This window comes from Allobosea sp. MMO-172, assembly GCF_037147855.1.
GTDB lineage: Bacteria > Pseudomonadota > Alphaproteobacteria > Rhizobiales > Beijerinckiaceae > Allobosea.
Map to the genome: position 1 here is coordinate 16,432 of NZ_JBBCUM010000014.1, position 12,247 is coordinate 28,678.

Below are 12,247 nucleotides of genomic sequence, written 5' to 3' on the forward strand. Positions count from 1 at the left end.
TGTCAGCCCTTCGCCTTGCCGTATCCACCGGCCGTCGGCGTGATCACGGTCACCGCCTCGCCGGCCTGGAGCAGGGTCTGGTCGGAGGGCTTCAGCTCCTCGACCGCGCCCGAGAGCCGGCGCACCAGCGTCTTGCCAAGCTCGCCCGCCTCGCCGCCATCGACGCCGAAGGGCCGGACCCGGCGATGCGAGGCCAGGATCGCGCAATCCATCGTCTCGCGGAAGCGGATGGTGCGCGAGGTGCCGTCGCCGGCCGACCATTCGCCTTTGCCGCCCGAGCCCTTGCGGATGTGGAAATCCTCCAGCACGACCGGGAAGCGCGTCTCCAGGATTTCCGGGTCGGTCAGGCGCGAATTGGTCATGTGGACATGCACGCCGGACGTGCCGTTGAAGCCGGGGCCCGCCGGCGAGCCCGAGCAGATCGTCTCGTAATACTGATACTGGTCGTTGCCGAAGGTCAGGTTGTTCATCGTGCCCTGCGAGCAGGACATCGCCTTGAGCGCGCCGAACAGCGTGTTCGTCACCGCCTGCGACACCTCGACATTGCCCGCGACGACCGCCGCCGGATAGCGCGGTGCCAGCATCGAGCCCTCCGGCACCACGATCCTGATCGGCCTGAGGCAGCCGGCATTCATCGGGATCGCGTCGTCGACCATCACGCGGAAGACATAGAGCACCGCGGCTCGCGTCACCGGAGCCGGGGCGTTGAAATTGTCCGAGCGCTGTTCGGAAGTGCCGGTGAAATCGACCGTCGCCTCGCGCTTCTCGCGATCGATGGTGATCTTCACCTTGATCGCGCAGCCCTGATCCATCGGATAGGTGAACTCGGAATCGTGCAGCTTGGTGAGCAACCGCGCCACGCTCTCGGCCGCGTTGTCCTGGACATGGCCCATATAGGCCTGCACGACATCGAGGCCGAAAGAGCCGATCATCTTCTTCAGCTCGGCCAGCCCCTTCTCGTTGGCGGCGATCTGCGCCTTCAGGTCGTTGACGTTCTGCACGACGTTGCGGACGGGATAGCGCGCGCCGGTCAGGCGCTTGACCAGCTCCTCCTCGCAGAAGCGGCCCTGATCGACGATCTTGAAATTGTCGATATAGACGCCCTCTTCCTCGATATTGGTCGCGAGCGGCGACATCGAGCCCGGCGCCGTGCCGCCGACATCGGCGTGGTGGCCGCGGCTCGCCACCCAGAACAGGATATCCTTGTCCTCGGGGTCGAAGACCGGCGTGCAGACCGTGATGTCCGGCAGGTGCGTGCCGCCGTTATAGGGGGCGTTCAGGCAATAGACATCGCCCGGCTTGATCACCGGGTTGTTGGCGATCACGGTCTCGACCGAGCGATCCATCGAGCCCAGATGCACCGGCATATGCGGGGCATTGGCGACGAGCGCACCGGTCTGGTCGAAGACGGCGCAGGAGAAGTCGAGCCGCTCCTTGATGTTCACGGAATAGGCGGTGTTCTGCAGCGTCACGCCCATCTGCTCGGCGATCGACATGAACAGGTTGTTGAAGATCTCGAGCATCACCGGATCGGCCTTGGTGCCGATCGCGGCCTGCTGGATCAGCGCCTTGACGCGGACGAGCACGAGATGGTCTCGGGCCGTGAGCTTGGCGCTCCAGCCCTCCTCGACCACGACGGTCTGGTTCGGCTCGATGATGATGGCGGGGCCGGCAACGCTCTGGCCGGGCTTCATCGCCTCGCGCCGCACGATCGCCGCATCATGCCACTGGCCCTTGGCGAAGAAGCGCGTGCGCTTGGCAGCGATCGACTCGCCCGCCTGCTCGGACCCGGCAGCCTCCTCGAACTTCGCGCCGCCGCCGACAGCCTCGACCTCGACCGCCTCGACGACCAGCGCCTTGGTTTCGTCCATGAAACCGAAGCGCGCCTTGTGCGCGGTCTGGAAGGCCTCCTGCATCACCGCCCGCGTGCCGGCCGGGACCGCGATCGCGGTATCGGTGCCGGAATAGCGGATATGGGCGCGCACATGGATCGCGATATCGCCCTCTGCGACGCCCTGCCCTGCGACCTCAGCCTTGGCATCGGCGGCAAGCTTGGCCGCCACCGCCTCGATCGCGGCCTTGGCCTCGCCATCGAGCGCGACATCCAGCGCCGATGTCCGCGTCGAGCGGATTTCGGCGAGGCCCATGCCATAGGCCGAAAGCAGCCCGGAAAATGGGTGCAGCAGCACGGTCTTGATGCCGAGCGCATCCGCCACGAGGCAGGCATGCTGCCCGCCGGCCCCGCCGAAGGAGTTCAGCGCATAACGCGTGATGTCGTAGCCACGCTGCACCGAGATCTTCTTGATCGCCTCGGCCATGTTGGCGACGGCGATCTGGATGAAGCCGTCTGCGACCTCCTCGGGGCTGCGCCCGTCGCCGACCTCGGCCGCCAGCACCGCGAACTTGTTGCGGACGATGCCGACATCGAGCAGCTCGTTCTGGTTCGGCCCGAAGATCGCCGGGAAATAGGACGGGATCAGCTTGCCGACCATGACATTGGCGTCAGTCACCGCGAGCGGCCCGCCGCGGCGATAGGCAGCCGGGCCCGGATTGGCGCCGGCCGAATCCGGCCCGACCCGGAAGCGCCTGCCATCGAAATGCAGGATCGAGCCGCCGCCGGCCGCGACCGTGTGGATCAGCATCATCGGCGCGCGCATGCGCACGCCGGCAACCTCGGTCTCGAAGGCGCGCTCATACTCGCCGTCGAAATGCGCGACGTCGGTCGAGGTGCCGCCCATGTCGAAGCCGATCACCTTGTCGAACCCGGCCGAGCGGCCGGTCTCGGCGAGGCCGACGACGCCGCCGGCCGGGCCGGACAGGATCGCGTCCTTGCCCTGGAACAGCTCGGCTGCGGTCAACCCGCCCGAGGACATCATGAACATCAGGCGCGCGCCGGTGCGGGCGACGTCGAGTTCTTCCGATACTTGCTGCACATAACGGCGCAGGATGGGCGAGAGATAGGCATCGACCACAGCGGTGTCGCCGCGCCCGACCAGCTTCACCAGCGGCGAGACCTCGTGACTGACGGAAACCTGCGGGAAGCCGATATCGCGCGCGATCCGAGCCGCGACCTGTTCATGCGCGGCGTAGCGATAGCCATGCATGAAGACGATCGCCACGGTGCGGAAGCCGGCATCATACTGCGCCTGCAAGGCGCTGCGGATCGCCGCCTCATCGGGCCCGCGCTCGACCGTGCCGTCGGCCAGTACGCGCTCGTCGATCTCCTCGACCGCTTCGTACAGGGCCTCAGGCAGGATGATCTGCTTGGCGAAAATGTCCGGCCGGGCCTGATAGCCGATACGCAGCGCATCACGGAAACCCTTGGTCGTCACCAGCAGCGTGCGGTCGCCCTTGCGCTCCAGCAATGCGTTGGTGGCGACGGTGGTGCCCATGCGCACCTCGCCGATGGTCCCGGTCGGGATCGGCTCGCCCGTCTTCAGCCCGAGATGCTCGCGGATGCCCTGCACGGCCGCGTCGCGATAGGCGCCCGGATTTTCCGAGAGCATCTTTCTGGCATGGAGATTGCCAGCCGGATCGCGGCCGATCACGTCGGTGAAGGTGCCGCCGCGATCGATCCAGAAGTCCCAATGAGCCGCCGACATAGACCCTCTCCCCCTTGGACAAGCCGGGATCGCCCGACAACGACAAATCATCGATAAATCGTCGATGAGTTGTTGACAAGGCGATTCTGCCGGCTACGATCCCGATTGTGGCTGGAACATGGCTGAGGGGCCGGGCCGGCGCGAAAGCGGAGGATGCGACGATGCGAGCAATCCTGGCAACCGGGCGCGACTGCGCTCCCATTCTGTGGGAGCGCCTCGCCCCATGATCCGCCGCACGCTCGATGCGCTCTATCTCTGGGCCGGCTACGCGGCCGGCGTTTTCCTAATCGCGATCTTCGTGCTGATGATGGTCATGTCGGTCGGCCGCGAGATCGGCCTCAACATCCCGGCCGGCGACGATTTCACCTCCTGGTGCATGGCCGCAATGGCTTTCCTCGGCCTCGCCCACACCTTCAAGTCCGGCGACATGATCCGCGTCGGCCTGCTGATCGACCGCTTCCAGGGCCGCAAGCGCTGGGTCTTCGAGGTGTTCTCGCTGGTCCTCGGCCTCGGCTTCTCCGGCTTCTTCGCCTGGCATGCCGCGATCATGACCTGGCAGTCCTGGCAGTTTAACGATGTCGCCGGCGGCGTCGTGCCGATGCCGCTCTGGATTCCGCAGCTCGGCTACTCCGGCGGCCTGATCATCCTGTTCATCGCGATGCTCGACGAGTTCGTCCATGTCGTGATCCGCGGCCAGGAGCCGCGCTACGAGAAGCCCCCCGCGAAATCGGACGAGGAAATCGTCGAGCGCGCCATGGCGAGCGGAGTCTGAAGCCATGGCCATGATCGAAATCTCCGGGCTTCTCCTGCTCCTGCTCGCCGTCTTCCTCGCCGGCGGCGTCTGGATCGCGATCTCGCTGATGGCTTGCGGCTGGGTGGCGATGCAGTTCGTCGGCGGCGGCATTCCCGCCGGCTCCGTGCTGGCGACGACCATCTGGGGCAACAGCGCCTCCTGGACGCTGGCCGCGCTGCCGCTCTTCATCTGGATGGGCGAGATCCTGTACCGGACGAAACTCTCCGAGGAGATGTTCCGCGGCCTCGCCCCCTGGCTCAACTGGCTGCCGGGGCGCCTGATGCACGTCAACGTGCTGGCCTGCGGCATCTTCGGCTCGGTCTCCGGCTCTTCCGCCGCGACCTGCGCCACCGTCGCCAAGATCGCCCTGCCGGAGCTGAAGAAGCGCGGCTACAACGAGAAGCTCTCGCTCGGCTCGCTGGCCGGGGCCGGCACGCTCGGAATCCTGATCCCGCCCTCGATCACCATGGTGGTCTATGCGGTGGCGGCCAACGTCTCGATCATCCAGATCTTCCTCGCCGGCTTCCTGCCGGGCCTGCTCGTGATGGCGCTCTATTCCGGCTACATCATCGTCTGGCACCTGCTGCATCCCGAGCAGTCGCCGCCGCGCGAGGCCAAGATGCCGCTGCGCGAGAAGCTGAAGGAATCGGCGCAGCTCATCCCCTGCATGCTGCTGATCCTGCTGGTCTTCCTCTCGCTCCTGCTGGGCTGGGCGACGGCGACCGAATGCGCCGCCTGGGGCGTGCTCGGCTCCTTCGGCATCGCCTGGTGGTCCGGCTCCCTCACGAAGGAAGCCTTCTGGCAGAGCGTGATGGGCACGACCCGGATCACCTGCATGATCATGCTGATCCTGGCCGGCGCCTCCTTCATGTCGACCTCGATGGCCTATACCGGCATCCCGGCGGCGCTGGCGGCCTGGGTCGACTCGCTGCACCTGTCGCCCTACGCCCTGATCGCCGCGCTGACGGTGATGTACATCATCCTCGGCGCCGCGCTCGACGGCATCTCGATGATCGTGCTGACCACCGCCATCGTCATCCCGATGATCAAGGCGGCCGGCTTCGACCTCGTCTGGTTCGGCATCTTCCTCGTGCTGATCGTCGAGATGGCCGAGGTTTCGCCGCCGGTCGGTTTCAATCTCTTCGTGCTGCAGACGATGTCCGGCAAGGACTCGAACACGGTCGCGCTGGCGGCGCTGCCGTTCTTCTTCCTGCTGGTCGCAGCCGTCGCGATCATCACGGTCTTCCCGCAGATCGTGATGGTCTTGCCTCAGATGGCCTTTCCGCCTCAATGATACCGCATCAAAACCAAGGGAACGGAGACAAGACCATGTATCGCAAGGACTTCATCAAGGGCTTTCTGATCGCCGGCGTCGCTGCCGCCGCCCTGACGCTCGGTGCCGCCTCGGCCTCGGCGCAGACCAAATGGAACCTGCCCAACGCCTATCCGTCCGATAACCCGCACACGGAAAACCTCGTCCTCTTCGCCAAGGACGTCGAGGCGGCGACTGGCGGAAAGCTCCAGATCACCGTCCACGCCAACGCGGCCCTGTTCAAGGCGCCCGAGATCAAGCGCGCCGTCCAGACCGGCCAGGCCCAGATGGGCGAGATTCTGATGTCGAACCACGAGAACGAGGACCCGATCTTCGGTATCGACGTCGTGCCGTTCCTGGCGACATCCTTCGCCGATTCCCGCAAGCTCTATACGGCCTCGAAGGCGGCGATCGAGAAGAAGCTCGACGCGCAGGGCATCAAGCTGCTCTTCATGGTTCCGTGGGCGCCGCAGGGCGTCTACGCCAAGAAGGACATCAACACGATCGAGGACATGAAGGGCCTGAAATGGCGCGCCTATAATGTCGGCACCGCCCGTCTCGGCGAACTGCTCGGCATGCAGGCGGTCACGATCCAGGCGGCGGAGCTGCCGCAGGCGCTCGCCACCGGCGTGGTCAATTCCTTCATGTCGTCGGGCGGCACCGGCTACGATTCGAAGGTTTGGGAATCGCTGACCCATTTCTACGACACGCAGGCCTGGATCCCGAAGGACGCAACCTTCGTCAACAAGGCCGCCTTCAATAGCCTCGACAAGGCGACGCAGGACGCGATCCTGAAGGCTGCGGCCGCCGCCGAGGAGCGCGGCTGGAAGATGTGGCAGGAGAAGGCCGGCTGGTATCTCGACCAGCTCAAGGCCAAGGGCATGAAGGTGCAGGCCCCCTCGCCCGCGCTCGCCGCCGGCTTCAAGAAGGCCGGCGAGCAGCTCACCGCCGACTGGCTGAAGAAGGCCGGCGCCGAAGGCCAGGCCATCGTCGACGCCTACAAGAAGATGTGAGGCGAGCGGCCCCCTCACGCTTCTATCAAAAGCGCGGTCATCCCGGGCGCCCGGAGGGAGACCCGGGATCCATGCCGGAACCGTTCAGGCATGGATCCCGGATCGGCGCCGCTGACGCGGCTTGTCCGGGATGACCCGCATTATCACTCAGGATGATCGAGCTCGATGACCTCTCCTCCGCCCGAAGACCTCGGCCCGATCGTCTCCTCCGGCCATCTCGCCTCGGGCGCCCTGCCGGCGCTCTCGGAATTCGAGTTCGCCCTGAGCATGACGGTGCATGCTTTCCAGCGCTGGATGATCCGCTGCATGGCGGCGGCCGGCATCGCCGATCTCTCGCCGCTCGACGTGCTTGTGCTGCACAACGTCAATCACCGCGGCAAGGCCAAGCGCCTCGCCGATATCTGCCTCGTCCTCAATATCGAGGACACGCATCTGGTGAACTATTCGCTGAAGAAGCTGGAACGGCTGAAGCTGCTCAAGGGTGGCCGCAAGGGCAAGGAGAAGACCGTCGAGGTCACGCCGGCCGGCGAGGAAGCCTGCCGGCGCTATGCCCAGATCCGTGAGCAGCTCCTGGTCAAATCCGTTCGCGCCACCGGCGCCGACCCGGCCCGCCTCTCCGAGATCGCCGCTGCGATGCGCTCGCTCTCCGGCCAGTACGACCAGGCGGCGCGCGCGGCGGCGAGCCTCTGATCAGCTTTTGCCCGGCTCGGGCAGGTCGGCGTAACGCGCGGCGTATTCAGCATCGAGCGCCGCGAAACGCGACCAGAACCCGCGCCGCGGCGCGCCCGTGAGCGCATCCTCCAGCAGGCCGAGATGCATGTGCCAGCCGCCGGAGACACTGGTCATCTCCGCCTTGTTCGCCAGCTTGCGATGCGTCAGCACCAGCAGGACCTTCTCGCCCTTCGGCACGAGCTCGAACTCGACCTCCGATTCCGGCTCGCCGTCCCCGCCCCAGGTGAAGGCGATGATCCGCGGCGGCTCATAGCGGGTGATCGTGCCGGTCGAGCGCACGCCGTTCTCATGCACCTCGCGATAGGCTTCCGGCGGCGCCTCGTCGGTGATGTCAGAATGCTTGAACAGCATCTCCGTACGGCCACCGGCCCTGAGGTCGAAGGTGCCCGAGGCCAGCCATTGCCCGCGCTTCTCCGACTCGGTGAGGTAAGACCAGACCCGTTCCACAGGCCCCGGCAGCAGGCGCTCGAAGCGCACCGCGCCGCTTTCCAATACGACGCCATATTCGTTCATCGGGTCTCTCCCTCGCCCGGTTCGGGCTTTGCGAGTTCCTGTTCGAGGATATCGAGATGGCGGCCCCAGAAGCGCCGGACCTTGCCGAGCCAGGCGTCGAACGCTTCGAGTCCCGCCGGATCGAGCCGGTAGATCCGCTGCTGCCCCCGGGCTTCCACCGTGACCAGCCCCGCCTCGCGCAGCACCTTGAGATGCTGCGAGATCGCCGGAGCGCTAGCGCTGAAGCGGGCGCCGATCTCTCCCGCCGACAGCGCCCGCTCGCCCAGCATCTCGACGATGCTGCGACGTGTCGGGTCGGCAAGGGCGGCGAAACGATCCATGGTCCATAATTTCGCAATTCACTTAATTAAGTCAATACTTAATATTTGGTGTTCATGGGGGCATGCGGAAACGCGGATTGCCACGCGCGCCGGTCTCCGCCAGAGGTGGCGCGCCTTTGGAACCCTTTCGCCTGCCATGACCGCCCGCAACGCATCCCTCGCCGGCATCGCCATGATGCTGCTCGGCATCCTGCTGTTCTCGCTCAACGACGTGATGGGCAAATGGCTGGTCGCGACCTACACGGTCGGCCAGCTGCTGGTGGTGCGTAGCCTCGCCGCGCTCGTCGTCATCCTGCCTTTCGTCTTCAAGCAGGGCGTGCAGCGGACATTGCGGCCGGAGCGCCCCGGCTTGCAGGCCTTGCGCGTGTTGTTCAGCTCGGGCGAGGTCGCGCTGTTCTATCTGGCCGTCAGCTACCTGCCGCTCGCCGATACGATGACGATCTGGCTCGCCGCGCCGGTCTGGGTGGTGATCCTCGCGGCGCTCCTGCTCGGCGAGCGTATCGACGGCCGGCGCTGGCTCGCCATCGCGCTGGGCTTCGCCGGTGTCGCGATCTCGCTCAATCCGAGCGGCGCCAGCCTGTCGATGCCCGCGCTGATCGCGCTGCTCGGCAGCTTCCTCTTCGCCGCGATGATGATCGCCGGCCGCCAATTGCGCGGCACGCCCGATGTCACGCTGGTCGCCTGGCAGACGCTCGGCGCCCTGCTGATGGGGCTGGCGCTGCTGCCCTTCGGCTGGGTGACGCCGAGCCTGAAAGATACTGCCCTGCTCGGCCTGCTCGGCATCGTCGCGATGGGCGCGCATATCTGCGTCACCCGCTCGCTCAAGCTCGCGGAAGCCTCGGTCGTCGTGCCCTATCAATACACCCTGATCGTCTGGGCGCTGGTCTTCGGCTGGTTCATCTTCGGCGACTGGCCGACGCCGGCCATGCTCTGCGGCGCGGCGCTGATCGTGGCGGCGGGCCTCATCCTGCTCATCCTCGAACGCAAGGCTGCCGCGGCGCCCGCCGTGCTCGAGGCGACCGGAGCCGGCGCACCCTGACGGGAACGCCGACCCCGCACGGCCTCAATAGAGGCGCGTGCGATAGCCTTCCTCGAGATTGCGATCGGCCTCGTCGCCATCGACCGCCTTGGTCTGGTCGGCAATGATGCGGCCGAGCGTCGGGAAGGAGTGGCGCGGCACCTGCGTCGCCGGATCCCACAGCTTCGAGCGGATCAGCGCCTTGCCGCAATGGAAATAGGCTTCCTCGACCTCGACGATCAGGCCCGTAACCGGCGCGCGCTCCTGCATCGCGGAGGGAGCCAGAAGCTCCGCATCGCGCGTCGCCCGCCCCTTGCCGTTAACCCGCAGGGTCTCCGGAATGCCCGGCACCATGAAAACGAGCCCGACGCCCGGCGCCGACATGATGTTGCCCAGTGAATCGACCCGGTTGTTGCCGCGCCGATCAGGGATCAGCAGGGTCTTGTCGTCGAGCACGCGCACGAAGCCCGGCCCGTCGCCGCGCGGGCTGGCATCGGCATTGCCCTGCGCATCGCTGCTCGCCAGCACGAGGAAGGGCGAGAGCGCGATGAAGTCCTTGCAGAACTGGTCGAGCCGGCGCAGCACCTTGCCCGTCGCCAGCGGATGCACGGGGCCGATATGGCCACGCAGGGCGTCCGCGTCCTCGATGCGCGCCGTCGGATCGTCGAAGCAGTCCATGGTGTCGTTTCCCCGTGTTTCTGTCGCCAATCTGTCCGATTAAGGCCCCCCGCGCCAGCGCGGGAGGTTTCTGCCGGCCCGCCTTTGTCCGCATGGCACCTTGTCGCGCGCATGCGCCTTGACCGGTGACCGGCACATCGCCATCGTGCGCCGCATCTTCGCCCTCTCATACGAGGCCTGATTCGATGCGCCGCGCCCTGCTGCGAACCGCCCTTGTTTCCATCGCCTGCCTCGCGGGCTTCGCGGCCAGCGCAGCGAATGGCCGCCTTGTCCATCCGCTGGACCGGGCGGAGAACCGCACCTTCGCGATGTACGGGAATCTTCCCGGCTGCGACGATCCGGCCGTGCTGAGCGAGGTCACCAACCGCTTCAATTCGCGCGAGAGCACGTTCTGGGGTCCGCTCCAGGCTGTCTCCTATGACCGCATCGGGCAGATCGGCTTTCGCAGCTGGGGCGACGATTTCATCCCGCGGCGTTTCTGCAGCGGCCGCGTTCTGCTCAACGACGGCAAGTTCCGCCGCGTCGATTACTCGGTGCGCGAGAATCTCGGCCTCTTCGGCCTGACCTGGAACGTCAACTGGTGCGTCAACGGGCTCGACCGGCAGCGCACCCACGCGCCCGACTGCAAGATGGCACGCCCCTGATCGCAGGCTCTCCGATGATGAAGCGGCTGTTGGTCGCGGCTCTGGCGCTGTTCGGCTTGGCCGGAGCCGGCCACGCGCAGGGTTTCGGCCAGCGCGGCGGCACGCCGGGCGATTTCGACTTCTACGTGCTGGCCCTGTCCTGGTCGCCGGGCTTCTGCGAGCTCGACGGGGACCGTTCGCGCAATCGCGAGCAATGCGGTGAGGGCGCCGGCCTGCGTTTCGTCGTGCACGGCCTCTGGCCGCAGAACGAGCGCGGCTATCCCAGCGAATGCGGCCCGGCCGGGCGCTCGCCGTCGCGGATCGCGATGGAGCAGGCCGAAGGCCTGTTCCCGACCGAGGGCCTCGCCCGCTACCAGTGGCGCAAGCACGGCACCTGTACCGGCTCCAGCCCGAGCGACTATTTCCGCGATGTCCGCCGCGCCCGCGAAAAGGTCGTGATCCCGCCGGTCCTGGCCAAGGCGGACCGCGACCAGACCTGGACCGCGATCGACCTCGAACGCGCCTTCGCCGCCGCCAATCCCGGCCTGCGCCCGGACATGATGTCGGTCGCCTGCAAGCGCGGCGTGCTGCAGGAGGTGAAGATCTGCTTCACCCGCGACCTCCGCGATTTCCGCTCCTGCCAGCAGGTCGACCGCTCCGGCTGCCGCGCCCGCGAGTTCACCGTCGTCGCGCCGCGCTGAAAGCCGAATCCGGCTGGAATTTGCCGCTTCCGGTCGGGAGCGGCTTCCTCTACCAACGGCTTCATGAACTATCGCCATGGCTTCCACGCCGGAAACTTCGCCGATGTGCTGAAGCATGTCGTTCTGACGCGCATCCTGCTGCATCTCAACGCCAAGCCGACGCCCTACCGCATCATCGACACCCATGCCGGCAGCGGCCGCTATGACCTCGACTCGGAAGAGGCGCTGCGGACCCATGAATGGAAGGACGGCGTCGCGCGGATCGACCGCTCGCCTCTTTCCCCGGCGGTCGAGACCCTGCTCGCGCCCTATCGCGCTGCTCTGGAAGGCGCCCGCGCGCTCTACGGCGCCGGCGCCTATCCCGGCTCGCCCTGGCTCTGCCGCCACGCGATGCGGCCGGACGATCGGCTGGTCGCGGCCGAACTCCATCCGCCGACCTACAAGAAGCTCGTCGAAGCAATCGGCAAGGACAGGCGCTGCAAGCCGCTCGCCATCGACGGCTGGACGGCCTTGCGGGCCAATGTGCCGCCGAAGGAGCGCCGCGGCCTCGTCCTGATCGATCCGCCCTTCGAGGAGAAGGACGAGTTCGCGACGCTCGCCGACCAGTTCATCGCAGCGCATCGCAAATGGCCGACCGGAATCTACGCCCTCTGGTATCCGATCAAGGGCAGCAGTGGCATCGGATCGCTGATGGATGCGGTGCTCGATGCCGGGATCGGCCGGCTTCTGCGCCTCGAAATGGATGTCGACCGCCCGGAAGCGGCCGGTGGCCTCAGCGCCACCGGCCTGCTGATCGCGAACCCGCCCTGGACGCTGGCCGAGGAGGCTGAAATCCTGCTCCCTGCCTTGACCGAGCGGCTCGCCCAGGGACCGCGCCCGCGCTATCACTGCGAGGCGATCCGCCCCGACGGCTGATCGACTGCTTCTCCGCCCTGCCTCAAG

Annotated in this window: 12 protein-coding genes; 8 read left to right on the forward strand and 4 right to left on the reverse strand. The window is 66.7% G+C overall.

Features of this window, described 5'->3' with window-relative positions:
- Window positions 1-2: 2 nt before the first annotated feature.
- Entirely contained in the window at window positions 3-3,602 is a 3,600-nt protein-coding gene (locus WFK61_RS19380) for a hydantoinase B/oxoprolinase family protein (protein ID WP_336813724.1), read from the reverse strand.
- 223 nt (window positions 3,603-3,825) lie between these two features.
- On the opposite strand from WFK61_RS19380, the gene WFK61_RS19385 reads away from it, so the two are divergent.
- The 4 genes from WFK61_RS19385 to WFK61_RS19400 all read left to right on the forward strand — a co-directional run bounded on the left by WFK61_RS19385 (window position 3,826) and on the right by WFK61_RS19400 (window position 7,410).
- The gene (locus WFK61_RS19385) at window positions 3,826-4,374 is read left to right on the forward strand and encodes a TRAP transporter small permease (RefSeq protein ID WP_336813725.1); all 549 of its coding nucleotides are present in this window, start codon (window positions 3,826-3,828) and stop codon (window positions 4,372-4,374) included.
- Between the two features lie 4 nt (window positions 4,375-4,378).
- Window positions 4,379-5,689, forward strand: coding sequence for a TRAP transporter large permease (locus WFK61_RS19390; RefSeq protein ID WP_336813726.1), 1,311 nt, complete (start codon window positions 4,379-4,381; stop codon window positions 5,687-5,689).
- A 35-nt stretch (window positions 5,690-5,724) separates the two neighbouring features.
- Window positions 5,725-6,720 carry a TRAP transporter substrate-binding protein gene (locus tag WFK61_RS19395; RefSeq protein ID WP_336813727.1) on the forward strand — a complete coding sequence of 332 codons (996 nt, stop codon included), beginning with the start codon at window positions 5,725-5,727 and terminating at the stop codon, window positions 6,718-6,720.
- Between the two features lie 165 nt (window positions 6,721-6,885).
- Complete coding sequence (locus WFK61_RS19400) at window positions 6,886-7,410, forward strand: winged helix DNA-binding protein (protein ID WP_336813728.1); 525 nt, start codon at window positions 6,886-6,888, stop codon at window positions 7,408-7,410.
- Here WFK61_RS19400 and WFK61_RS19405 read toward each other — a convergent pair whose 3' ends face one another.
- Both WFK61_RS19405 and WFK61_RS19410 read right to left on the reverse strand, forming a co-directional pair.
- Window positions 7,411-7,965, reverse strand: coding sequence for an SRPBCC family protein (locus WFK61_RS19405; RefSeq protein ID WP_336813729.1), 555 nt, complete (start codon window positions 7,963-7,965; stop codon window positions 7,411-7,413). It lies immediately after the preceding gene.
- Complete coding sequence (locus tag WFK61_RS19410; protein ID WP_336813730.1) at window positions 7,962-8,285, reverse strand: metalloregulator ArsR/SmtB family transcription factor; 324 nt, start codon at window positions 8,283-8,285, stop codon at window positions 7,962-7,964. The genes WFK61_RS19405 and WFK61_RS19410 overlap by 4 nt, the downstream gene beginning before the upstream one ends.
- 136 nt (window positions 8,286-8,421) lie before the next feature.
- Between WFK61_RS19410 and WFK61_RS19415 the strand changes: the two genes are divergently transcribed.
- Window positions 8,422-9,324: a DMT family transporter gene (locus tag WFK61_RS19415; RefSeq protein WP_336813731.1), complete on the forward strand. Its 903-nt coding sequence runs from the start codon at window positions 8,422-8,424 to the stop codon at window positions 9,322-9,324.
- 24 nt (window positions 9,325-9,348) lie between these two features.
- Here the strand turns inward: WFK61_RS19415 and WFK61_RS19420 are convergent, their stop codons facing one another.
- The gene (locus WFK61_RS19420; RefSeq protein ID WP_336813732.1) at window positions 9,349-9,981 is read right to left on the reverse strand and encodes a pyridoxamine 5'-phosphate oxidase family protein; all 633 of its coding nucleotides are present in this window, start codon (window positions 9,979-9,981) and stop codon (window positions 9,349-9,351) included.
- 185 nt (window positions 9,982-10,166) lie between these two features.
- On the opposite strand from WFK61_RS19420, the gene WFK61_RS19425 reads away from it, so the two are divergent.
- From WFK61_RS19425 to WFK61_RS19435, 3 genes are all read left to right on the forward strand, one after another.
- A complete protein-coding gene (locus WFK61_RS19425; protein WP_336813733.1) occupies window positions 10,167-10,625 on the forward strand; it encodes a hypothetical protein in 459 nt (152 codons plus the stop codon).
- Between the two features lie 17 nt (window positions 10,626-10,642).
- Window positions 10,643-11,305, forward strand: coding sequence for a ribonuclease T2 family protein (locus WFK61_RS19430; protein WP_442896340.1), 663 nt, complete (start codon window positions 10,643-10,645; stop codon window positions 11,303-11,305).
- Window positions 11,306-11,368: 63 nt separating this feature from the next.
- Window positions 11,369-12,220, forward strand: coding sequence for a 23S rRNA (adenine(2030)-N(6))-methyltransferase RlmJ (locus tag WFK61_RS19435; protein ID WP_336813735.1), 852 nt, complete (start codon window positions 11,369-11,371; stop codon window positions 12,218-12,220).
- Window positions 12,221-12,247 lie beyond the last annotated feature (27 nt).